Raw genomic sequence first — 23,175 nt, forward strand, 5'->3', positions numbered from 1 at the left:
CAACTTGTGATGCTGATAATCTTGTTGACTATCAGTCTGACCCCACAAGCACCCACACGAATTGCTTGATTCAGTTGTTAAAGAGCGGTTGGTTAAGAACTTTCGTCTCAACCGAGGCGCGCATTCTACAGCAGCCTCATTTACTGTCAAGTGATTATTTTCAGAAGCTTTCGAAGAATTCTTCAACAACTTCAACCACTTGCGCCTCCGATCTCTCGTTAGCGGGAGGCGAATTCTACAGACATCCATGGGAGCGTCAAGCACTTAAATCAAAAAAAATGAAATTTCCATGAGAGCCTTCAGCCCTTCGGGATTTGCCCCCCTTCTCTTCTATATAGCAATAGCCAGAAAACATGAGCACACAGCCCCAGGCACTGCTGGTGGAATCCATAGACCGCCTCACACCTCCCGGTAGAAGACTGGCAAAAGCTCAAGGCCGCTATCGACTCCAAGGGCCTGCGCATCGTCGCGCTTGACCTTCCGACAAGCCACCAGGGGATGCAGGACACCAAGGGCGACGAGTTCACCGGCCGGATGCTGGGGGCGATCAACTCAATGCTGATGGAGATGATGGCAGCGATTGCCCGCAAGGATTATGAGCAGCGCCGCGACCGGCAGGCCCAGGGCATCGAGAAGGCCAAGGCCACCGGCAGGTACCAGGGGCGCCCGGTGGACGCCGATCTGCACAAGCGTGTGACCAAGCTGCTCGGCGCCGGCCTTGGCATTCGCGCTACAGCTAGACACGCCAACTGCTCCACCACCACGGAGCTGAGGATCAGGGACTTGGCCACGGCCTGAATGGAGAATTAAAAAAGCCCCGCCCGAGCACTGCACGGCGGGGCTTTCTTTAAGTCTGGCAGAGCAGGTGGCAAGCCCACTTTAATGTTCGCCCACCAGAATTTTGATCAGTAGGTTTCGTAAAGATGGCTCACGCAAGTCCCGCATACCTTCCGGTCAAGTTTTGCGCTTTCCAGGCGGGTATCACCCTCGCTCAAACAAGCTTTAACTTGATTGGAGGTGTCAGCCTTGGCCATTTTCCTACAAATTGAATTCTGTCGAGATACGCAGCCCGTATCAGTCGAGCTGGCCAGAAAAATGTGAATTTCGTTCGTGTCGGCCTTCTTGCGAAGAGAGTAGAGGACTGTCACAAGGCTTATCTTGCGCGATGGCTGTTTCTATATAAGACGCCCGCCGCGCAGGGTGAATCGCGGCTTATAGGTTGGGGCGCCTACTCAAGCTTAAGCCGCTCTAAACAACATCGACTATTTGCCGATGCGCTCCGTTTCCTGTTCTCGCCGACGCTTGTCCTGATTTTGATGCTAAGCACTATTCTTTTTCAGGCTTTCGGGGCTGCCAGCGCACAGACCATCCATCACCAAATTCATCAACCTGGCGAGGCGAGAGCGCCATTCGCTCTGGGCATCCATTTGCCATATTCCCGCGATGGCTAGAAAAAAGTCGTCGTTTGTAATCCCGCTACGAATCGTTCCTGCCTTTTCATTTGCCCTCAAAAGCAACTCGGCAGCTCCTTGGACAGGAGCGTATCCCGACTTCCCTGGGAACTCGTAAACGGAAGCAGCTTGTTGGATCGCAGCAGCGAGTCCGGCCTTTGTCATTGCATATTCAGCGAGGCAGTCCATCCACTCTCGGAGGGCCTCCTTAGGTGGTTTGGTCGCCAGCAGCTCCTCTGCCAACGCGGCCACCTGCTGCATTTCGAACTGATAAACCTCGAATACCAGCTTCTCTCTGTTAGGGAAGTGGCGATAGAACGTGCCCTGCCCTACCCCTGCCTTCTTCGCAATCGTGCTCAAGGGAACCGCAGGATCGCTAGTCAGCTCTACCACCGCGACCTCCAGTATCCGTTCCCGGTTTTTTTTGGCGTCAGAACGCATCACCAACTCGTCAGTCATGAACAAAAATTTCCTTCACTGCATTGCTAAACGGACAATTGTCCGGTACGGTTTTAAAGTGGACACTTGTCCGCTTAGGCATCGTTTCTGGAGTTTACTATGAACAGCACTGGCAACACGATTCTGGTTACTGGCGGCACCTCAGGCATCGGCCTCGGTCTGGCGCTAAGACTTCACAAGGCGGGTAACAAAGTCATCATCGCTGGACGTCGCAAGGCTCTGCTCGAAAAGATCGTGTCGGAACACCCTGGTATTGAATCAGTATTGCTGGACGTCTCCGACGCCCAATCCATCCAGCGCAACAGCGAAGCGCTTGCGATCAGCCACCCTAATCTGAACGTTCTAATCAACAACGCTGGGATCATGCATTGGGAGGATCTGACTGATCCGGAAAGCCTGAGCACAGCCGAAGATATCGTGACGACGAACTTACTTGGCACGATTCGCATGGTGTACGCATTTACTCCCCACCTGATCAAGCAACCCAGTGCAACGATAGTGAATGTCAGCTCGGCGTTGGCCTTTGTACCGTTGCCAGCTACACCGACCTACAGCGCAACCAAAGCGGCAGTTCACTCATTCACTCAAAGTCTTCGAGTGCAACTTGAGGATTCGTCCGTCGAAGTGATCGAGCTTGCGCCGCCAGGGGTACGTACCGCATTGCTTGGATTGCTTGGACAGGAAAACGACGAAAACGCTATGCCCTTGGAGGAGTTTTTGGATGAAGTCTTCGAACTGCTCAAGATTTCTCCGACCCCGCCTGAACTCGTCGTCGAACGCGCGAAGCCTTTACGATTTGCAGAAGCGAGCGGATCACATGGTGATGTCTTGAAAATGCTCGCCGGATACAAACCGCCAGCAGAGTAACGTTTACCTTGTGGGCACAAGCGCGTGCCTGCCGATCGGGTCTATGCCTACCAGGCCGCCGTTCCGGGCGGCGCTACGTTGGTTGTAAGCCGGGATAACGGATTTTGGGCTTCGGGTGGCTGTATGGCGACCGTGCTCATTGACGGGAAAAAGGTCGCCCGCATCAACACTGGCGAAGTGGTGAAATTCCAGGTCAGGCCGGGCCGTCATATTGTCGGCATCGCTGGCGACGATGAGGGCAACGGCCTTTGCGCGATGCAGATCGGCCAGCCAGTCAAGGAGACGGCATCAGAGGTGGGCGCGGGCGAGGTTCAGAAGTACCGAATCTCTGGCACGCAGAACGGCACGGATATTCGCCCCAGTTCGCTTTGACCCGCCACAGTGTCGAAAACAACACGGTGTGTTGAAACCTACACACTGTGGCGTTATCTGAGCGCACATTTCATTGAGGTAACTCTTTCAAAATCATCCGCGCGAGATAATGAATTCGAGTCAATTTACCGTCCCTGCTCAGAACGCCATCAAAAAAAGTTGCATAAGCAGCTATGTACATATCGACCATATCATTCCTCACCTTGATCACAGGTGCACCACCGCCGTTAGCTCCACGCTCGATCACCATCAAATAGCAGCAAAGTACCGCTCGAAAGACAAGCGTATTAGGTAATTCTTTGAAAGTAGGAAGATTTACTGGGCCCGGCAATGATCTGTAAACTTGGGCGGAAATTTCCAAAACAGCGCCTATGATCTTGTTGATCAACTCCTGGCTGCCTATAGTCGAATTTCGAATTTCTGCTTTATTTTCATCTGAGAAATCTCTAACGAGAGGAGCAATCACGGCGGTGATTTCGGCAGCAGTGGTGAGCATATTTTCCATGTGCGCGGTGGCCGCCTTGCCGTTGTCCAGTATCTGCCGCTGAATTTCCAAATCCCCCCGCTGAGCAACCTTCAAAAATCTTGCAAATGTGGCAAACCCACGCGTTTGATGCTCGTCTATCATTCTGCTCTGTAAGCCCGCCAGTCGTCCGCTGAGTACACTTACGTCTCTTGTCCCCTTAAGTACAATGACTTGACCAGGGTAGTCGCTCACGATTTCCATCGATTCCGTTATCGTAATCAAGGCATTGCCCTTGTATGCCTCCATAGCTACGTAGTCAGTCATTACGGCAAAGCTTTGTCTCGATGCCTTGAGATACCTTCTCAAGCTTTCTGACCTAAGTTGGTTGCTATCTATTACTTTCCGCTGCATCGAAGGGCTCCCGGAGACATCTGCAAATTGATGTCAATTTAGACTCATGCCTATCCAGATACAGGCTTATTTTGCCTTTTTCGGGCTTTCCGCTTAATAAGTAACACCTAAAGTGCAACAGTATTAGTAGAACGCCCTAACTGATACAGGCACCCATCATGCTCATCCGCGCATACCTCCGAGCATCCACCGAAGAGCAAGACGCCGGCCGCGCCCGCGCCTCGCTCGAGCAGTTCGCCAGCGACCATAACAAGGTCATCGCCAGCGTATACCTGGAGAACGCCAGCGGCGCCACCGCCGACCGGCCGGAGCTGCTGCGCCTGCTGAAAGATGCGCGCAAGGGTGACGTGCTGCTGGTGGAGTCGATAGATCGCCTATCCCGCCTCCCGGTGGAGGAATGGCAAAAGCTCAAGACGGCTATCGACTCCAAGGGCCTGCGCATTGTCACGCTCGACTTGCCGACCAGCCACCAGGGAATGCAGGACACCAAGGGCGACGAGTTCACCGGCCGAATGCTGGGCGCCATCAACTCAATGCTGGTGGAAATGATGGCAACTATCGCCCGCAAGGATTACGAACAGCGCCGTGACCGGCAGGCCCAAGGCATCGAGAAGGCCAAGGCAGCCGGAAAGTACCAGGGGCGACCTGTAGACACGGATCTCCACAAGCGAGTGAGGGAACTGTTGGCCGCCGGCCTGGGCATCCGCGCGACAGCCCGGCACGCCGACTGCTCCACTACAACCGTTTTGCGTATCCGAGACACGCCAACGTGTTGAATGCCTCAATTTAACGGAAGGAACCAGAAATGAAGTTATGCGCAATTTGCGGCATCAGACCGGGAAAGACCTCAGATCACATTCCGCCTAAGGGGCTATACACGAAACCCTATCCTAAAAATATGCATACGGTTCCAGCCTGCGCGAAATGCAATCAAGGCGGCTCCACGGCAGATGAGATTGTAAAAATTATGATCGGCCTCAGCACTGGAGAGGCGAGGAAGGATTCTCCACTGGTGATCGAATCGATGCGCCGGACCTTAGGCGGGAACAAAAAGCTTTTTCGTAAGGTTTTGAAATCAGCCCAGCACACCTTTCACCCAATGGATGGAAGCGTCCTGCGCCCAGCCATAGCTGTGCGCTTTGACGGGAAGCCATACCGTGAAGTTGTGACGAGGATCGTTAGGGCGCTGTACTGGGTCGAAAAAGGGTCAGCTCTCGGGCTGGATGCAAACGTAACCGTGGAGGCATTCGACCAGATAAAAGACCCTGGACGGATAGCTTTGATACAAACCTTGATGGATAGCTTAGAACCTCGACATCTGAATGAATCAACATTCATCTACAAGGCTGCGTTCGATAAGTCCGGTAGCTCGGTTTGGGGTCTCATGTTTTTCGGAGCCCACCTCGCAATAGCCATGGCTGAGGCGCCAGCGGATTCTGTAGTTGCGTAAAAATAGGCCTGGGACCTGCCAAGGAATAATCAGGGCACATGAATTTAATACGAAAAAGCCCCGCCGGAGCATTGCCTGGCGGGGCTTTTCGTTGGCTTGCTGCTGTCACCCTGCTGTCACGTGAAAGTAAGCTAGCAGCGGATCGGCGCGAGAGGCCCTATTTATATGGTGTCCCAGGGCCGGTTCGAACGGCCAACCTTCCCCTTAGGAGGGGGATGCTCTATCCAATTGAGCTACTGGGACAAATGACAACCATCAGGCCCCGAGGGCAACGACGGACGGCGTGCATGTTAACGGCCGAGGCTGGTTTTGTCATGTCGTCCGTAGGCTTTTTGATTGTAGGCAGATCCCCACAAAGACATACAGCGCGCCAGCCGGCAGTCCTGGCGGTTTACGCGATCGTGCAAATTGCACTACCCCAAAATGCCACCGTTGCAAATTGCAACTCAAAAAGTCGCTTATTGCATCTTAATATATTGATTTTATTGACATAATTGGTTGGCACGGCATCTGCAACACTTCCCTGACAAAACCAATTGAACCAAGGTTCCCCTGGAGAAGATGACCATGAACAGCGCCCTTCTGATAGCCCTCAATACTGTGGCACTGGCCGTACTGGTAATGCTTCATTTTCAGTCGACCTATACCGAAGACGCTGCGCAGATCACCCAAGCGGCTCCTCATCACCTGCGACAACGCCCGCAATTGGCAGTGATGACCGCTAATCCGAAATCTGCTATCCGTCAGGCCCAAGACACCCAGCCGACCCCAGCGTCCGAGCACTGGATTTTCTAAGAGAACCTCTGATGTCCAAGACTGCCTGGTTATTTCTTTGCCTGACGCTCGTGGCGGCCCTGCTGGGCCTGAGTACAACCTCTCAAGATGAGCAAACCACAGCATTCATCGCCAGCGCCGTGTTTGGAAGCCTGCTGATGCTGGCACTCATTGCGGGGCGCCGAATCAAATTCGACCCCGTCCTTCGCTGAATTTCTCCCTCCTACCTTATGTCGCCTGACGCTAGTAAATTGGCAAACTGCCACTAGTCTTAAGATTGAGGGCAAATGGCCATATTGCTATAGGATGTGCGCCCTTCAACCAGGTTGCGGCCTTGGCATGCACGTAGATCAGAGCACATTAGATCCTGCGCATGAAGTTTTCCAACCAGTCCGCAAAAACGCAAATCAGTGCTGGCATAAAGCCTTTAGGCAGTTCAATATTTGTCACAGAATTGACGCCAAGGAACTGTCAAATCTGAGGCATGATGCGGCCTCTTTGCAATTCGGGTTGAACTTTGGTCGTGAGCCTTGTCTTAACACTCATCTTGCGGCCAATTCCAGAAACCGCTCCCCTGAACTAACCGGTTAAATATATGCGCCCATTGAAACAGGCAATTTATTCCAGCCGTACGGCTGACAAGTTCGTCGTACGTCTGCCAGACGGAATGCGGGAACGCATTGCCGAGGTGGCTCGCAATCATCACCGCAGCATGAACTCCGAAATCATCGCGCGCTTGGAACAGAGCCTTATTCAGGAAGGTGCGTTGGGCGAAGAGTTGAGCATGCGTCTGGACAGCCCAGAGCTGTCACTGCACGAACGCGAACTGCTGCAGCGTTTTCGTCAGCTCTCCCACCGCCAGCAAAATGCTCTCGTCTCGCTTATTGCGCACGACGTTGAGGCGGCCGCAGAAGCCAATTGATCCACACCTGAAAGCCGAAGCCAGCCATGTGCTGGCTTTTTTTTGTCTATGATTTGAGAGGAAGAGGCTGCAAGCGGGGGCAGAGTTGCCCCCGGGACGATAGGTTAAAGCAAGAAGATCGTTGCCAACCCCAGGAAGATAAAGAAACCACCGCTGTCGGTCATAGCGGTGATCATCACGCTGGCGCCCATGGCGGGGTCGCGCCCAAGGCGTGCGAGGGTCATCGGGATCAGCACTCCCATCAGAGCGGCCAGCAGCAGGTTAAGGGTCATGGCAGCCGTCATCACGACGCCCAGCGACCAACTGCCATACAGCAAGTAGGCCACCACCCCGATCACGCCCCCCCACACAAGACCATTGATCAAGCCCACAGCCAACTCTTTGCGCAACAGGCGCGAGGAGTTGGCTGTACTGACCTGGTCCAGCGCCATCGCGCGAACGATCATGGTGATGGTCTGGTTACCGGAGTTACCACCAATACCGGCCACAATCGGCATCAACGCTGCCAGAGCCACCAGTTTCTCGATGGAGCCCTCGAACAGCCCGATCACACGCGAAGCGATAAAGGCCGTGATCAGGTTGATCGCCAGCCAGGCCCAACGGTTATGCAGGGAACGCCAGACCGACGCGAAAATATCTTCCTCTTCACGCAAACCCGCCATGTTGAGGACTTCGGTTTCACTCTCTTCACGAATCAGGTCAACCATTTCATCGATGGTCAAACGGCCAATCAGCTTACCGTTTTTATCGACCACGGGCGCCGAGATCAAGTCGTAGCGCTCAAACGCCTGGGCCGCCTCATAGGCGTCTTCGTCCGGGTGAAAGCTCACCGTATCGCTGGCCATCAGATCCGCAACCTTCTTGTCCGGATCATTCACCAGCAGCCGCTTGATCGGCAGCACCCCCTTGAGAATACCCTCGTAGTCGACCACAAATAGTTTGTCGGTGTGGCCAGGCAACTCCTTGAGACGCCGCAAATAACGCAGCACGACCTCCAGGCTGACGTCTTCACGGATGGTGACCATCTCGAAGTCCATCAACGCGCCGACCTGATCCTCATCATAGGACAACGCGGAGCGCACACGCTCACGCTGCTGCCCATCGAGAGCCTCCATCAGCTCATGAACTACGTCGCGCGGCAACTCAGGGGCCAGGTCAGCAAGTTCATCCGCATCCATCTCCCTGGCCGCAGCCAGGAGCTCATGATCGTCCATGTCGGCGATCAGCGTTTCACGGACCGAGTCAGATACTTCGAGAAGGATGTCGCCGTCGCGATCGGCCTTGACCAACTGCCAGAGGGTCAGTCGATCATCCAGGGGCAAGGCTTCGAGGATGTAAGCAACGTCGGCAGAGTGCAGATCATCGAGCTTGCGTTGTAACTCGACGAGGTTTTGCCGATGGACCAGGTTTTCAACGCGGTCGTGGTTCGGACCTTCCTGGCGATGCGTAAGGTCTTCGACCACGCGTTGGCGCTGCAGCAGCTCGATAACTTGAGCCAGGCGATCCTGCAGGCTTTCCTGTGTTTTCTTTACTTCTACTTCTGTCATAGGCGAACTCCACTCCCAGCAGCGGGGCACGCCGGAAGGATCAATCAGTCAATTCATGATTGGTAAAGCGGGGTACTAAGTAACTACTGGGTAAGTCCATGGAGGTATTCCACAAGCCCCGGCGGGGCTGACGGGCGCATGATACACCGCCCAGACGCTTTAAACGTTAAAAAACTGGAAAGAACAAGCGCTTGCGAGCCAAAGCTCAGTATCGTCCGCACCTATGAAACTGCGACGACATAGCCAGAAAGGAAAACACATCAGAAGGAGAAAAAGATGAGGTTCAGGATAAAACCTACACAAACCCCAGACGGCAAAAAGCCCGCACTAGGCGGGCTTTTTGTTTGTATGGTGCACTCGACAGGATTCGAACCTGTGACCGCTCGGTTCGTAGCCGAGTACTCTATCCAGCTGAGCTACGAGTGCAGATTGTGTTTTTAGACCAGATCACAACTGGTTGGAGCCAAGCTACCTGCATTGCTGCAACTAACTCTTAAATGGTGCACTCGACAGGATTCGAACCTGTGACCGCTCGGTTCGTAGCCGAGTACTCTATCCAGCTGAGCTACGAGTGCATTTGTTGCCGCGCATTATAGGCCGTTCAATCTCTATGTAAAGCTATTTTTTCGAGTATTTTCAACAACTTACCGAAAAAACCAGATTGCAACGTACTAAGCAAATAATGGCGGAGAACGGGGGATTCGAACCCCCGACACCCTTTTGAGGTGTACTCCCTTAGCAGGGGAGCGCCTTCGGCCACTCGGCCAGCTCTCCGCAACACGGGGCGTATATTAACCACGTTCATCCCCGTTTGCAAACATAAAAAACGATAAAAATTAAAGGCTTGGTTCTTCGTCCTTCTCTTTCTTGATCCGCAGGTAGATTTCCTCGCGATGGACCGCTACCTCTTTCGGAGCGTTAACCCCGATACGCACTTGATTGCCTTTGACGCCGAGCACGGTCACGGTGATTTCGCCATCACCGATAATCAGGCTTTCTGCGCAACGACGAGTCAGAATTAGCATACCTTTCACCTCACGCATTTCAGTTCAGGAACAACAGTCTGCAAAAAAAAGGCATTCGACCTACAACCAAAAGGTCGTAGCCCTACCCGCCTAAGTATTGTCGAGCCCATGCAAAAGAACATGCGCCCCACAAAAAAATGAAAGGCGCGGTAAACCGCGCCCTCCTGGCATCGCATCACTCGCCCTGTCGGGCCGGAGCGTCCAGCTCAAAAGCGGTATGCAGTGCGCGCACAGCCAGTTCCAGGTACTTCTCTTCGATCACCACCGAGACCTTGATTTCCGAAGTGGAGATCATCTGGATGTTGATGCTTTCCTTGGCCAGCGCCTCGAACATACGGCTGGCAACACCCGCGTGGGAGCGCATACCCACACCCACGATCGACACCTTGGCGATTTTGGTATCACCGATCACTTCACGAGCGCCGATCTCACTTGCGGTGTTCTGCAGGATACGCTCTGCCGCATCGTACTCGTTGCGGTGCACAGTGAAGGTGAAATCGGTGGTGTTATCGTGCGAAACGTTCTGCACGATCATGTCGACTTCGATGTTGGCGCCGCTGATAGGGCCCAGGATCTTGAAGGCCACGCCTGGGGTATCTGGCACGCCACGGATCGTCAGCTTGGCTTCATCGCGATTGAAAGCGATGCCGGAAATGATCGGCTGTTCCATGGATTCCTCTTCATCAATAGTAATGAGGGTGCCCGGACCCTCTTTGAAGCTGTGCAATACGCGCAGCGGAACGTTGTACTTGCCGGCGAACTCCACCGCGCGAATCTGCAGCACCTTGGAACCGAGGCTGGCCATTTCCAGCATCTCTTCAAAGGTGATCTTGTCCAGGCGCTGGGCCACGGACACAACACGCGGGTCAGTGGTGTAGACGCCATCCACATCGGTATAGATCTGGCATTCGTCAGCCTTGAGGGCCGCCGCCAGCGCCACACCAGTGGTGTCCGAACCGCCACGCCCCAGGGTCGTGATATTGCCCAGCTCGTCCACGCCCTGAAAACCCGCTACAACTACCACGCGCCCTGCTTTCAGGTCAGTGCGAATTTTCTGATCATCGATCTGCAGGATGCGCGCCTTGGTGTGCGCACTGTCGGTGAGAATGCGCACCTGGCTACCAGTGTAGGACACTGCCGGAACACCGCGCTTGTTCAACGCCATGGCCAACAGCGCAATAGTCACCTGCTCACCGGTAGACACGATTACATCCAACTCGCGCGGCAGCGGCTGTTGATCACCACTGATGGCCTTGGCCAGGTCGATCAGGCGATTGGTCTCGCCGCTCATGGCCGACAGCACCACCACCAGGTCATCGCCGGCGTCGCGGAACTTCTTAACCTTGTCGGCGACCTGCTCGATTCTTTCGACAGAGCCGACCGAGGTGCCTCCAAATTTCTGTACGATCAAAGCCATTTCTAAGCCGCCTCAGCCCGTAAAGGGGCGCCCAATAAACAAATCTTTCAGCACCTAAGCGAGCCCAATGACTAGACCATGGGCTCATTAAAAGCGCCTTAAATACCTGCCTCGACAAACGGCACGGTCAGGGCCAAGGCCGCGTCCAGGGCACCGGCGTCTACACCACCACCTTGCGCCATGTCCGGACGACCACCGCCCTTCCCGCCCACTGCCGCAGCGGCCTGCTTCATCAAATCACCGGCCTTGAGTTGGCCAGTCAGGTCCTTGGTTACACCAGCAACCAGAACGACCTTATCCTCATGGACACTGCCGAGCAGGATCACTGCGCGGCCGAGCTTGTTCTTCAACTGATCAACCAAGGCCAACAACGCCTTGCCATCCTGACCGTCCAGGCGTGCAGCCAGGACTTTCACGTCCTTGACGTCAACGGCCGAGGCCGACAGATCGTCGCCCGCCGCACTGGCTGCCTTGGCTTGCAACTGCTCCAGCTGTTTCTCCAGCGCACGGTTGCGCTCCAGGACGGCCGACAGCTTGTCGATCAGGTTGTCGCGGCTACCCTTGACCAGGTTGGCCGCTTCCTTGAGTTGTTCTTCGGCCGCATTGAGGTAAGCCAGGGCCGCAGCACCGGTCACCGCTTCAATACGACGCACACCAGACGCCACACCGCCTTCGCTGATGATTTTCAGCAGGCCGATGTCGCCGGTGCGGTTGGCGTGGATACCGCCGCACAGTTCCACCGAAAAATTGCCGCCCATGCTCAGTACGCGCACGTTATCGCCGTACTTCTCACCGAACAGCGCCATGGCGCCCTTGGCCTTGGCGGTCTCGATATCGGTTTCCTCGGTTTCCACCGCAGTGTTCTGGCGCACTTGGGCGTTGACGATGTCTTCCAGAGCCTTGATCTGCTCAGGCTTGATCGCTTCAAAGTGGCTGAAGTCAAAACGCAGGCGCTGGCTATCGACCAACGAACCCTTTTGCTGAACGTGCTCGCCCAATACCTGGCGCAGGGCAGCGTGCAGCAAGTGAGTGGCCGAGTGATTCAGCGCGGTGGCATGACGCACGTCGGCATCGACCTGGGTGTCCACCGGCGCACCGACTGTCAGGTTGCCCAGCACCAACACACCGTGATGCAGGAATGCACCGCCGGTCTTGGTGGTGTCGCGCACCTCAAAACGACCGGACGTCGAGCTCAGGAAACCACAATCACCGATCTGGCCACCAGACTCAGCGTAGAACGGGGTCTGGTCCAGGACCACAACACCGGCGTCGCCTTCATTCAACACGTCGACCGACTGGCCGTCTTTGTACAGAGCAACCACCTTGGCCGAACCGTTGGTGGCCTTGTAACCGGTGAACTCGGTGGCCACGTCAACCTTGACCAGGCTGTTGTAGTCCATGCCGAAGGAGCTGGCGGAACGCGCACGTACACGCTGAGCTTCCATCTCGCGCTCGAAACCTTCCTCGTCGAGGGTCAGGTTGCGCTCACGGGCGATGTCGCCGGTCAGGTCCATCGGGAAGCCGTAGGTGTCGTAGAGTTTGAACACCACGTCACCCGGCACCACAGTGCCTTGCAGGTTGGCGAGGTCTTGTTCGAGGATCTTCAGGCCTTGTTCCAGGGTCTTGGCGAACTGCTCTTCTTCAGCCTTGAGCACACGCTCGATGTGCGCCTGGTTCTGCTTGAGTTCCGGGAAGGCTTCGCCCATCTCGGCGACCAGGGCCGCAACGATCTTGTAGAAGAAGCTGCCGTTGGCGCCCAGCTTGTTGCCGTGACGGCAGGCGCGACGAATGATGCGACGCAGCACGTAGCCACGACCTTCGTTGGACGGCAACACACCATCGGCGATCAGGAAGCCGCAAGAACGAATATGGTCAGCCACCACTTTCAGTGACGCCTGGTCTTCGTTGGTGCAGCCAATGGCCTGGGCCGCCGCGGCCAGCAGGCTCTGGAACAGGTCGATTTCGTAGTTGGAATGCACGTGCTGCATCACCGCACTGATCCGCTCCAGGCCCATGCCGGTATCTACCGACGGTGCTGGCAACGGATGCAACACGCCATCGGCGGTGCGGTTGAACTGCATGAACACGTTGTTCCAGATCTCGATGTAACGGTCGCCGTCTTCTTCCGGCGAGCCCGGAGGGCCACCCCAGATATCGGCACCGTGGTCATAGAAGATCTCGGTGCAAGGGCCGCAAGGGCCGGTATCGCCCATGGTCCAGAAGTTGTCAGAGGCGTACGGCGCGCCTTTGTTGTCGCCGATACGCACCATACGCTCAGCCGGCACGCCGACTTGCTTGGTCCAGATGTCGTAGGCTTCGTCATCGCTGGCATAGACGGTCACCCAGAGCTTGTCCTTCGGCAGTTTCAGCACGCCGGTGAGGAAGGTCCAGGCGAAGTTGATCGCGTCCTGCTTGAAATAATCGCCAAAGCTGAAGTTGCCGAGCATTTCGAAAAAGGTGTGGTGACGGGCGGTGTAACCCACGTTTTCCAGGTCGTTGTGCTTACCACCGGCGCGCACGCATTTCTGGCTACTGACCGCGCGGGTGTAGGCGCGCTTTTCCTGGCCCAGGAAGCAGTCTTTGAACTGGTTCATCCCCGCGTTGGTGAACAGCAGGGTTGGGTCATTGCCTGGGATCAAGGAGCTGGAGGCTACACGGGTGTGACCTTGCTCTTCGAAGAAGCGAAGGAAGGCTTCACGGATTTCTGCGCTTTTCATTAGGTTCTTCCACGGAGGCTGCGGCCAAAGGCCAGTGCGCAACATCATCAGACGGAGCGACGGCAAAGGGCCGCATTATATCGGCCCTTCGCCGGTGGTACAGCGTGTTTATGTGATAGAAACAGTCAATTAGACGGTCTGCACTGTCATTTCTGCGAAAATGCGACGAATGTCTGCACGACTTGCTCGATCTGTGCCCGGCTGACATCCAGATGCGTGACCATACGCAGGCGCGGCGCGGCACTCAACTTGATCCCGCGCTCTGCGGCAAAGGCTTTCAACGCCTGCGCCTGCTCGCCAATTTGCACATAGACCATGTTGGTCTGCACCGGCTCCACCGTGTAACCGACCTTGCGCAGTTCATCCCCCAGCCACTGCGCGTTGGCGTGGTCCTCGGCCAGGCGCTGTACCTGATGATCCAGGGCATACAGCCCCGCTGCCGCCAACGAACCAGCCTGGCGCATTGCGCCACCGACCATCTTGCGCAGGCGCCGGGCCTTGGCGATCAACGCCGTGGAACCGCACAGCACCGAGCCGACCGGTGCGCCAAGGCCCTTGGACAGGCACACCGACACCGAATCGAAATGCTTGGCGATGTCACGCGCATCCACCCCCAGCTTGACCGCTGCGTTGTAGATCCGCGCCCCGTCCAGGTGCAAGGCCAGGCCATGCTCACGGGTAAACGCACGCGCCTTGGCCAGGTACTCCATCGGCAGGACCTTGCCTTGCATGGTGTTTTCCAGCGCCAGCAAGCGCGTGCGGGCAAAGTGGAAATCGTCAGGCTTGATCGCCGCCAGCACGTGGTCAAGGTCCAGGGAACCGTCCGCTTGCACTTCCAGCGGCTGCGGCTGGATCGAACCCAGCACGGCCGCCCCGCCACCTTCGTATTTGTAGGTATGGGCCTGCTGGCCGACGATATATTCCTCGCCGCGCTCACAGTGGGCCATCAATGCCAGCAAATTGCTCATGGTGCCAGTGGGCACGAACAGCGCGGCGGCGAAGCCCAGACGCTGGGCCAGTTCTGCCTCCAGCTTGTTGACGCTGGGGTCTTCGCCATAGACGTCATCACCGCTGACGGCGCCGGCCATCGCGTCGAGCATACCGGGGGTGGGTTGGGTCACGGTGTCGCTGCGCAGGTCAATCACGGTCATGAAGGGGGCCTCTAACGGAATGGATAAGTCCTTTCGTGTGTGATTACTGCGGGCAAAGCCACGCAATATCAAGCCCCCACTGCATTCAATCGAATACCAACCAAACAAACCGATATAGGTTATCGATACGGCAACCGTGCAGTTTCTGAAAAACCATGTTAAAAACTGTCCGCCGCCAGGGTTCTGGTGGCAACGTTCTCAGGGCGGGGTGTAATTCCCCACCGGCGGTAATTGCACGCAATGTGCATAGCCCGCGAGCGCTTGGCGCCTCGAACCGCTCACGCGGGACGGCGACAAGGTCAGCAGACCCGGTGTGATCCCGGGGCCGACGGTCATAGTCCGGATGAAGAGAGAACGGGATTGGCACCTAAGGGCCGCACGCCGAGCGCATGTTTGCATGACGAGGCTGTCCGCACCCTTAAATCCCATTCGATTCATAACGCCCTGTTTTTTTCTTAAACAGGAGTCAGAACATGCAACCCACCGCAATTGACAGCAAAAGCAAAAACCACCACGGCGAGCGCGTCGCGTTTATCCAAGCCTGCTGGCACAAGGATATTGTCGACCAATCCCGTAAAGGCTTCCTTGCCGAAATGATCGCCCAGGGCTACCAGGAATCGGACATCGATTTCTTTGAGGTCGGCGGCGCCTTTGAAATGCCCCTGCACGCCAAGCTGCTGGCCAAGACCGGCCGTTACGCCGGCATCGTCGCCGCCGCGCTGGTGGTGGATGGCGGTATCTACCGTCACGAATTCGTCGCCCAATCGGTGGTCAGCGGCCTGATGCAGGTTCAGCTGGAAACCGAAGTGCCGGTGTTCTCGGTGTCCCTGACGCCGCATCACTTCCACGCCGGCAGCGAGCACACCACGTTCTTCTATGAGCACTTTGTGCACAAGGGTCAGGAAGCTGCGCGCACCTGCGCCGATACTCTGCATAAAGTACGGGCGATCCGTCGCAGTGAAGAGCAGCACAAACGAGCCGTTTAAGCGCAAGAAAATCTGCCCCGCCCATTTTCGATTGGCGGGGCATTTTTTTGCCTGAACAGATAGCATTTCAACATGTGAAAAAGCCTGCCCAAGGCGTCCTACTCCCTCCGTGCATATCTACCGTTTTGGCAACACGCGTATCTGGTTTAGTTAAAGCGCAGACCTCATTGGGTCTCTCTTAACCTAAACGATCAGGTATTGAATCATGACCAAAACGATAGAGAGTGAAGGCACTTCGGCCTCCACATTCCCGCGACCACGCTCACCCGACCTGGAGGCCAGTTCACAGGCATGGGATGCACAAGTTCACAAAGGCGTCGACGGCGAGCGACACTCGCAACATGTGCGCCAAGTCCCCTATGACAACCCCGCCGGTGACGGCGTAATCGAAATCCATCCGATCTTCAAGGACGAAAACGTCGTTATCGAACGGCAGATCTTTAGCCCCAGCCAACTCGATCAATTGTGGTTCACCACTTCCGACAAGCCTGACACTATCAGAATCAGGTCGCTCGCACATCTGCATAGCGCGTTGCATTCATCAGTGAACCAGCCGACGATTTTAAAACCTCGTCGACCTATCGAACTTCCGCGCTTACCGTCCCTGGCCATGCGTATCAACGAGACGGTTTACTTGATCCGTCTTGCCCCACTCCAGACACTGATGTTGATCACTCAGGGTGGCGATGACCGCATTCACATCGATGATGACGTGACAACCCATATCACTGTCCGCAGCGGTGATGGCAAGGATCGAATCCTCAGCGCAGGTCATTTCACACGCATAGATACCGGCCCAGGGGACGATTTAGTCACTATTCTCGACGGCAACAGTCATGTTGAGGCCGGCGATGGCGATGACGAGGTGCATGTTCACAAACGCAGTTACACCTTCATTTACGGAGGGCCTGGCAACGACATACTCAGTGGTGATGGCGATACGTTTATCGACGGTGGAGACGGCCAGGACCATATTATCGGCGGCGAAGGGCACAACATTCTCAGTGGTGCCGAGGACGGCGACCGAATTGAGGCAGGCCGCGGAACAAACGTTATCTATACCGGCCGCGGGCTTGACGACGTCACTCGGCTAAAGGCTAAAGACACCACTTACTACAGCCAGAACACCACACTCACCGCTGACTGTGCGGTGATGACGCACGCCGACACACCGCAAATACCCGCCGCTAATGAATTCGCCTCCCACATTGTCCACAGTGAGCCTGGCGGCTTGTTGCATACCGGAGTTGAGGTACAGGGTAGCCCTTCATTTATCAGCCGGGTGAATGACGATCTACGCCTGCTGCTCTGTTCGCCTACCGGCAAGCGACTCCTGGCTGAACTCACCCGCGCAGAGCGCAAAAGCGGGCGACCGATCATCATCCATGAGCTGATTGATCGTAACAACAGCGAGTTCATTCCAGACCCAGACACCGCCCCAGACGCCTTGATGAAGGGGGACAAACCGGGCACACCCTCTTACGGTGGAGATATCTGGTACAACACAGGCGTTCTATTTAAAGCAACCCCGAGCATCATTAGCCTGTTTCACGAGTTGTGCCACGCCTACTACTACGTTACTGGCATGGTGGAAAGCGGGCTCAGCGAAGAAAATTATCCACGCAGCCGCAATCGAAAAGTGTCCAATGCGGAGGTGCAAGCCACAGGCTTACCCATCGTGCCTGTAGCGACAACGTCTGCCGATGCGGATGACAATTCAGCGCCCTCGGCCCCGCCTGCGCCCTTCGAACCCCCGCTGTTCAGTGAAAACAGGTTACGCCAGGAGCTAGGATTTCCACTGCGCCAGCATTACAACCTGATGTAACTAGACCAGCTCCTTACCATCGCTCGGCACGACCAATATGCCTGCGCGCAATCCGTTCTTCACTTTCGGGTTGGGAAAGATAATGCGCGCCCCCTCTTCTTCGATCACCCAGCGTGTCTTGGCCACGTCTTCGGCAAGCAGGTACCCCTTGGGCAACGACGAGAAGTTTTCCACGTCCGCCGGCAGGTGCATCACGAAGGCGTCGCTGTGCTTGATCACTTCGCGTGCAACGGCGAAGAGTTGCAGGCCGTCCAGGCTGCCGGTCTCAGGCTCGTTGCCCTCGATGATCTGCTTCAAACGCGCTTCCAGGCGCGACACATCCACGCCCTCGTTCTGCCCGAACGGGCGCGCCTTGCCCAACTCCAGGGTGAAAGCCTCGGCGCCGAGTTGCTCGTAGGTGAACGCGGTGAAGGTAATCGAGGTTTTGTTCTGCAGAAGTACCGCCTGCATGCCGGCAGCGTTCAGGCGCTCCAGCTCTCGGCGTGAATGCTGTCGGTCTTCCTTCCACGGGTACAACGCAAACTGCTCGATTTTCGAACCACGAATCGCGGTATGCAGGTCGTAATGCAGGCGCGAGCGGCCAGGCAGGCTGAAAAAGCTGCGGGCCAATTGCTCAAGCTCGGCGGCGCGCATGGCCTCGGGGCCGATGTTTTGTTCATGCCGGCCGTTGAACAGCCGGTTGATGTCCAGTTCGAGATAACGCTCGCCGCGGCGCATGGCCTCGGGATTGCCGAACAGAAACAGAATACGGGAGCGGGGTTTGATTTCCCCACGGGCGATGCAATGCAACAGGCGGTCGAGCAGTTCGATCGGCGCGGTTTCGTTGCCATGGATGCCGGACGACAGCAGCAAGTCACTGCCGTTGTCCAAAGCTTCAGGAGGACGTACTTCAAGCGCGCCCTCGCTGAGCCAGCGCATCTGCACGCCGTCGACAGTCAGTTGAATTTTTTGCGCCGGTTCGCGACCGGCGAGGGTCAGTTCAAGCAGTTTGCCGAGGGCGAGCATAAGCAGCTTCCTTAGTGGTTGCAGCCTGGGCCATGGACGTGATCGTCGTCATCACCGTCTACGTCGGCCGGTTCCATTTCCAGTTGCAGGCTCATCAGGTTGGTGGCCAGTGGGCGCATCAGCAGGTTGGCGTACTCGGCGTCGCCTTCCTCCACATCCACACCGATCAGCAGTTGGCCACGGCCATCGTGCTGAATCCAGATCTCCTTGCCCTGCCAGACCACGGCGACGCGGGTGCAGGAGGTTTCCAGCTGGGTGCCGTCGGTGTCTTCAAGGATCAGTTTCAAGGTGTCGGTGGTCATAAAATAGTTCTCAGCCGTGCGGCGTTAATTGATCTGGAAAGGATAAACCGAGCCCAGTTTAAGGATTTGCGTCAGTTCATCCAGTGCCGTCCGGCACTCAAGCAACAATTGCGGGTCAGCCAGGTCGGTTTCACGCAGGCTGTCGCGGTAGTGCTTGCCAACCCATTGGGTCAGGGTTTCGTACAGCGGCGCGGTCATGATAACGCCTGGATTCACCGCCGCCAGTTCGGTTTCGTTCAAGGCAACGCGCAAACGCAGGCACGCCGGGCCGCCACCGTTCTGCATACTTTGCTTGAGGTCGAACACTTTCACTTCGCGGATCAGCCCACCGGAGCTGGTCAGGCCCTGCAGGTAGTGCCACACACGCTCGTTGGCACGGCATTCTTCCGGCACGATCAGCAGCATCGAGCCATCAGCGCGGGTCAGTAACTGACTGTTGAACAGGTAGGAACGCACCGCGTCTTCGACACTGACCTGGGCACGGGGCACACAGACGGACTGGAAGTTAGCGCCCAGCTTGCGCAACTTGCCGTGCAGTTCAGCGAGCATCTGTTCGGTATTGAGGAATGCATCCTCGTGATAGAACAGCACTTCACCGTTGCCCACTGCAATCACATCGTTGTGGAACACGCCTGCGTCGATCACCGCCGGGTTCTGCTGGGCGTAGACCACGCCGTCATCTTTCAAACCGTGCAGGCGCGCAACGGCCTGGGAGGCTTCGAGGGTCTGGCGTGCCGGGTACTTCTGCGGGGCTGGGTAACGGGGGTCGAAGGCACTGCGGCCAAACACGAAAAACTCGACGCCCGCCTCACCGTACTCACGGCAGAAACGCGTGTGGTTGGCCGCGCCTTCATCACCAAATTGCGCCACCGCCGGCAACGCGGCGTGGTGGGCGAAGTGCTTTGCATCGGCGAACATCGCGCCCAGCACGCGGCTGGTGGTGGGGTGTTCGATGCTGCGATGGTACTTGCAGTTGAGGTTGGCGGCGGTGAAATGCACGCGGCCGTCTGCGGTGTCGGCGCTTGGGCTGACAGTGGCCGCGTTGGCTACCCACATGCTGGAAGCCGAGCAACTCGCTACCAGCAACGGCATGGCCTGCTTGGCCGCCTGCTGGATCACCTGGGCATCGGTGCCGTTGAAACCCAAGTTGCGCAAAGCGGCCACATCCGGGCGCTCCTGGGGCGCCAATACACCTTGCACAAAGCCCATGTCCATCAGGGCTTTCATTTTCTGCAGGCCCTGCAACGCCGCTTCCTTCGGGTTGGAAGACTGCTGGCTGTTGCTTTGGGAGGCGACGTTGCCAAAGGACAAACCGCCGTAGTTATGGGTCGGCCCCACTAGACCGTCAAAATTGACTTCACAGGATTTCATCGGCGAGGCTCCACGAACATCTGTTTTTATAGGCATCAAATTACTTGAACACACCACAGTTCAAATGTGGGAGGGGGGCTTGCTCCCGATAGCAGGGTGTCAGTTGACTAATTAGGTGACTGACACACCGCCATCGGGAGCAAGCCCCCTCCCACATTCAGATCAGCGTTATGCCAGGGGTCAACGTGGCTGGCACCACCAGACTCGGCGTTTCCAGCGACGCCACCGGATACGCACAATAATCGGCCGCGTAATACGCACTGGCCCGATGGTTACCCGAGGCCCCTACCCCGCCAAACGGTGCGGTACTGGCGGCGCCGGTCAACTGCTTGTTCCAGTTGACGATACCGGCACGGCTTTCCAGCCAGAACTGCTGGTAACGCGCTTCGCTATCCGACAACAGGCCAGCGGCCAGGCCGTATTGGGTGTTGTTGGCCTCTGCGATTGCCTCGGCGAAATCCGCGTAGCGAATCACCTGCAACAGCGGGCCGAACAGTTCTTCGTCTTCGCGCTCGGTTACGCCGGTCACGTCGATGATGCCTGGGGTCAGCAATGCGGCCTGATCCTGTGGCTGGGTCATTTCCAGCAGCGCTACGGCGCCATTGGCCAACATCAATTCCTGGGCGTCCATCAAGGCTTTCGCCGCGCCAAGGGAGATTACCGAGCCCATGAACGGCGCCGGTTGCTGGTCGAACGCACCGACTTCAATCGTTGCGCTCACCGCCACCAGCCGCGCCAGCAATGCATCGCCCCAGGCGCCTTCCGGTACCAGCAAGCGACGGGCGCAGGTGCAACGCTGACCAGCCGAGATAAACGCAGACTGGATGATGGTGTAGACCGCCGCATCCACATCGGCCACTTCATCCACGACCAGCGGGTTGTTGCCGCCCATTTCCAGAGCGAGGATTTTGTCCGGGCGCCCCGAAAACTGCTGATGCAGATGATTGCCGGTGCGGCTGGAGCCGGTGAAGAACAAGCCGTCTATGCCGGGGTTGGCGGCCAGGGCGATGCCGGTTTCCCGCGCGCCTTGCAGCAGGTTCAACACGCCCGCCGGCAGGCCGGCTTCGATCCAGCATTGCACGGTCAGCTCGGCAACTTTCGGGGTCAGCTCGCTGGGTTTGAACAGCACGGTATTACCCGCCAGCAAGGCCGGGACGATATGGCCGTTGGGCAAATGCCCGGGGAAGTTGTACGGGCCGAACACCGCCACCACGCCGTGAGGCTTGTGACGCAATACCGCGGTGGCGTCACCCAATGGGCCGCTCTTTTCGCCAGTGCGCTCACGATAACTCTGCACCGAAATGGCGATCTTGTTGGCCATGCTGGTGACTTCGGTAGCCGATTCCCACAAGGGTTTACCGGTTTCCTCACCAATGCAGCGGGCGATTTCATCGGCACGGCTTTTCAGGGTGTTGGCAAAGGCTTCCAGCACGCTGATGCGTTCTTCCAACGGCAGACGAGCCCACGCAGGGAATGCCTGGCGTGCCGCCTGCACGGCGGACTCGACCTGCTCGGCGGTGGCGCCATTGCCGGCCCACAATACCTGCTGGGTCACCGGGTTGCGCGATTCGAACAACTCACCCTGGCCAGCCAGCCAGCTACCTGCGATATACAGCGAATTCATTACTTGGACTCCCGAGCAGCGGACAACGGTACGGCACGCACTTGATCACCCACCACCAGCTGCAGGCGCTTGGCGGTCTGCGGATCGACCACCAGGGTACCTGCCGCCAGCCGGGCCGGAGCAGCAGTGATACGGCACTCATCGCGCTTGCGGTTATGGATCAGGAACGGCGTGGCGTCGTCCCCCGGCGTGCCGATGGCCAACACCAGCGACTGGCTGTCGCGCACCGCACGGATTTTGCTGGTCTCACACTCCACCGCTGGGCCCGCATCGAAGATATCGACATAGCCCTGATAGCTGAACCCTTCGCTCTTGAGCATGCTCAGGGCCGGCTCGGTGTCCGGATGGACCTTGCCGATCACGTTGCGCGCATCCTCGGACAGGAAGCAGCTGTACAGCGGAAACTTCGGCATCAGCTCGGCGATAAACGCCTTGTTGCCCACACCGGTAAGGTAGTCGGCCTGGCTGAACTCCATTTTGAAGAAGTGTCGACCCAGGCTTTCCCAGAACGGCGAACGCCCGGCGTCGTTGGATACGCCGCGCATCTCGGCAATGATCTTGTTGCCGAACAATTGCGGGAACTCCGCGATAAACAACATGCGCGCCTTGGCCAACATGCGGCCGTTAAGACCGTTGCGATAATCGGCATGCAAAAACAACGAGCACAATTCGGAATTGCCGGTGAGGTCGTTGGCCAGAAACAGCGTCGGAATCTCGCGGTAGATATTCAGCTCCTGAGAGGCGCTGACGGTCAGCCCGACCCGGAAGTTGTACCAGGGCTCACGCAGGCCCACGGCACCGGCAATGGCAGAAATGCCGACCACGCGGCCTTCGTCGTTTTCCAGCACAAACAGGTAGTCGGCATCGCCGCGCCCGGCTTCGCCGCGAAAGGTTTTTTCCGCCCAGCCAACCCGGTGGGTCAGGCGCTCTTCGTTGGCCGGCAAGGTGGTCAGGCCGGTGCCGGTGCTGCGCGCCAGATCAATCAGGGCCGGTAAATCGCTGCTGCGTACGGGACGAACGATCATGCTATCTC

21 protein-coding genes, 4 tRNA genes, 2 pseudogenes and 1 riboswitch are annotated in these 23,175 nt (G+C 56.9%); of the genes and pseudogenes, 11 read left to right on the forward strand and 16 right to left on the reverse strand.

What is annotated here, in order from left to right:
- Positions 1-293: pseudogene (locus M5B43_RS24875) on the forward strand (hypothetical protein); the annotation flags it as partial.
- Between the two features lie 81 nt (positions 294-374).
- Positions 375-798 (forward strand): annotated as a pseudogene (locus M5B43_RS24880) (recombinase family protein); the annotation flags it as partial.
- A 521-nt stretch (positions 799-1,319) separates the two neighbouring features.
- Here the strand turns inward: M5B43_RS24880 and M5B43_RS24885 are convergent.
- A complete protein-coding gene (locus tag M5B43_RS24885; protein WP_248752554.1) occupies positions 1,320-1,910 on the reverse strand; it encodes a TetR/AcrR family transcriptional regulator in 591 nt (196 codons plus the stop codon).
- 99 nt (positions 1,911-2,009) lie between these two features.
- Here M5B43_RS24885 and M5B43_RS24890 point away from each other — a divergent pair, with 99 nt between their 5' ends.
- Both M5B43_RS24890 and M5B43_RS24895 read left to right on the forward strand, forming a co-directional pair.
- The gene (locus M5B43_RS24890) at positions 2,010-2,777 is read left to right on the forward strand and encodes an SDR family oxidoreductase (protein ID WP_248752555.1); all 768 of its coding nucleotides are present in this window, start codon (positions 2,010-2,012) and stop codon (positions 2,775-2,777) included.
- Positions 2,778-2,900: 123 nt separating this feature from the next.
- Positions 2,901-3,149 carry a hypothetical protein gene (locus M5B43_RS24895; protein ID WP_248752556.1) on the forward strand — a complete coding sequence of 83 codons (249 nt, stop codon included), beginning with the start codon at positions 2,901-2,903 and terminating at the stop codon, positions 3,147-3,149.
- A gap of 70 nt (positions 3,150-3,219) precedes the next feature.
- Here the strand turns inward: M5B43_RS24895 and M5B43_RS24900 are convergent, their stop codons facing one another.
- Entirely contained in the window at positions 3,220-3,939 is a 720-nt protein-coding gene (locus tag M5B43_RS24900) for a hypothetical protein (RefSeq protein ID WP_248752557.1), read from the reverse strand.
- A gap of 245 nt (positions 3,940-4,184) precedes the next feature.
- Between M5B43_RS24900 and M5B43_RS24905 the strand changes: the two genes are divergently transcribed.
- A complete protein-coding gene (locus M5B43_RS24905) occupies positions 4,185-4,802 on the forward strand; it encodes a recombinase family protein (protein WP_248752558.1) in 618 nt (205 codons plus the stop codon).
- Positions 4,803-4,831: 29 nt separating this feature from the next.
- Positions 4,832-5,476, forward strand: coding sequence for an HNH endonuclease (locus M5B43_RS24910; protein WP_248752559.1), 645 nt, complete (start codon positions 4,832-4,834; stop codon positions 5,474-5,476).
- A 166-nt stretch (positions 5,477-5,642) separates the two neighbouring features.
- Here the strand turns inward: M5B43_RS24910 and M5B43_RS24915 are convergent.
- A tRNA-Arg gene (locus M5B43_RS24915) sits at positions 5,643-5,719 on the reverse strand.
- 324 nt (positions 5,720-6,043) lie between these two features.
- Between M5B43_RS24915 and M5B43_RS24920 the strand changes: the two genes are divergently transcribed.
- The 3 genes from M5B43_RS24920 (at position 6,044) to M5B43_RS24930 (ending at position 7,172) form a co-directional block, all read left to right on the forward strand.
- On the forward strand, positions 6,044-6,271 hold the full coding sequence (locus M5B43_RS24920; protein ID WP_248752560.1) for a hypothetical protein: 228 nt from the start codon (positions 6,044-6,046) through the stop codon (positions 6,269-6,271).
- A gap of 11 nt (positions 6,272-6,282) precedes the next feature.
- Positions 6,283-6,462, forward strand: a complete 180-nt coding sequence (locus tag M5B43_RS24925; protein ID WP_248752561.1) for a PA3371 family protein — start codon at positions 6,283-6,285, stop codon at positions 6,460-6,462.
- A 383-nt stretch (positions 6,463-6,845) separates the two neighbouring features.
- Positions 6,846-7,172, forward strand: coding sequence for an Arc family DNA-binding protein (locus M5B43_RS24930; protein WP_003193592.1), 327 nt, complete (start codon positions 6,846-6,848; stop codon positions 7,170-7,172).
- Between the two features lie 104 nt (positions 7,173-7,276).
- Here M5B43_RS24930 and mgtE read toward each other — a convergent pair whose 3' ends face one another.
- The 8 genes from mgtE to ltaE all read right to left on the reverse strand — a co-directional run bounded on the left by mgtE (position 7,277) and on the right by ltaE (position 15,029).
- Positions 7,277-8,719 carry a magnesium transporter gene (gene mgtE / locus M5B43_RS24935; RefSeq protein WP_248752562.1) on the reverse strand — a complete coding sequence of 481 codons (1,443 nt, stop codon included), beginning with the start codon at positions 8,717-8,719 and terminating at the stop codon, positions 7,277-7,279.
- A gap of 349 nt (positions 8,720-9,068) precedes the next feature.
- A tRNA-Arg gene (locus M5B43_RS24940) sits at positions 9,069-9,145 on the reverse strand.
- A 72-nt stretch (positions 9,146-9,217) separates the two neighbouring features.
- Positions 9,218-9,294: transfer RNA gene (locus M5B43_RS24945), tRNA-Arg, on the reverse strand.
- A 108-nt stretch (positions 9,295-9,402) separates the two neighbouring features.
- Positions 9,403-9,493 (reverse strand) — tRNA-Ser (locus M5B43_RS24950).
- A 62-nt stretch (positions 9,494-9,555) separates the two neighbouring features.
- On the reverse strand, positions 9,556-9,744 hold the full coding sequence (gene csrA / locus M5B43_RS24955) for a carbon storage regulator CsrA (protein WP_003175645.1): 189 nt from the start codon (positions 9,742-9,744) through the stop codon (positions 9,556-9,558).
- A 175-nt stretch (positions 9,745-9,919) separates the two neighbouring features.
- Entirely contained in the window at positions 9,920-11,161 is a 1,242-nt protein-coding gene (locus tag M5B43_RS24960; protein WP_248752563.1) for an aspartate kinase, read from the reverse strand.
- A 98-nt stretch (positions 11,162-11,259) separates the two neighbouring features.
- Entirely contained in the window at positions 11,260-13,878 is a 2,619-nt protein-coding gene (gene alaS, locus M5B43_RS24965) for an alanine--tRNA ligase (RefSeq protein WP_248752564.1), read from the reverse strand.
- Positions 13,879-14,024: 146 nt separating this feature from the next.
- Positions 14,025-15,029, reverse strand: coding sequence for a low-specificity L-threonine aldolase (ltaE, locus tag M5B43_RS24970; protein ID WP_248752565.1), 1,005 nt, complete (start codon positions 15,027-15,029; stop codon positions 14,025-14,027).
- Positions 15,030-15,219: 190 nt separating this feature from the next.
- Positions 15,220-15,389: riboswitch (FMN riboswitch) on the forward strand.
- A gap of 113 nt (positions 15,390-15,502) precedes the next feature.
- Here ltaE and M5B43_RS24975 point away from each other — a divergent pair.
- Both M5B43_RS24975 and M5B43_RS24980 read left to right on the forward strand, forming a co-directional pair.
- Complete coding sequence (locus M5B43_RS24975; RefSeq protein WP_248752566.1) at positions 15,503-16,015, forward strand: 6,7-dimethyl-8-ribityllumazine synthase; 513 nt, start codon at positions 15,503-15,505, stop codon at positions 16,013-16,015.
- Positions 16,016-16,220: 205 nt separating this feature from the next.
- Positions 16,221-17,840, forward strand: a complete 1,620-nt coding sequence (locus M5B43_RS24980; protein WP_248752567.1) for a M91 family zinc metallopeptidase — start codon at positions 16,221-16,223, stop codon at positions 17,838-17,840.
- Here the strand turns inward: M5B43_RS24980 and astE are convergent, their stop codons facing one another.
- The 5 genes from astE to astA form a co-directional block, all read right to left on the reverse strand.
- Positions 17,841-18,845 (reverse strand): succinylglutamate desuccinylase, encoded by a 1,005-nt coding sequence (gene astE, locus M5B43_RS24985; RefSeq protein ID WP_005790619.1) that lies wholly within the window; start codon positions 18,843-18,845, stop codon positions 17,841-17,843.
- Positions 18,846-18,856: 11 nt separating this feature from the next.
- Positions 18,857-19,147 carry a hypothetical protein gene (locus M5B43_RS24990; protein WP_060757326.1) on the reverse strand — a complete coding sequence of 97 codons (291 nt, stop codon included), beginning with the start codon at positions 19,145-19,147 and terminating at the stop codon, positions 18,857-18,859.
- 24 nt (positions 19,148-19,171) lie between these two features.
- Positions 19,172-20,518 (reverse strand): N-succinylarginine dihydrolase, encoded by a 1,347-nt coding sequence (gene astB / locus M5B43_RS24995; protein ID WP_248752568.1) that lies wholly within the window; start codon positions 20,516-20,518, stop codon positions 19,172-19,174.
- 157 nt (positions 20,519-20,675) lie between these two features.
- Positions 20,676-22,142, reverse strand: coding sequence for a succinylglutamate-semialdehyde dehydrogenase (astD, locus tag M5B43_RS25000; RefSeq protein WP_248752569.1), 1,467 nt, complete (start codon positions 22,140-22,142; stop codon positions 20,676-20,678).
- On the reverse strand, positions 22,142-23,167 hold the full coding sequence (gene astA, locus M5B43_RS25005; protein ID WP_248752570.1) for an arginine N-succinyltransferase: 1,026 nt from the start codon (positions 23,165-23,167) through the stop codon (positions 22,142-22,144). The genes astD and astA overlap by 1 nt, the downstream gene beginning before the upstream one ends.
- Positions 23,168-23,175 lie beyond the last annotated feature (8 nt).

Origin of the sequence: Pseudomonas sp. MWU15-20650 (assembly GCF_023242475.1) — a bacterium.
GTDB lineage: Bacteria > Pseudomonadota > Gammaproteobacteria > Pseudomonadales > Pseudomonadaceae > Aquipseudomonas.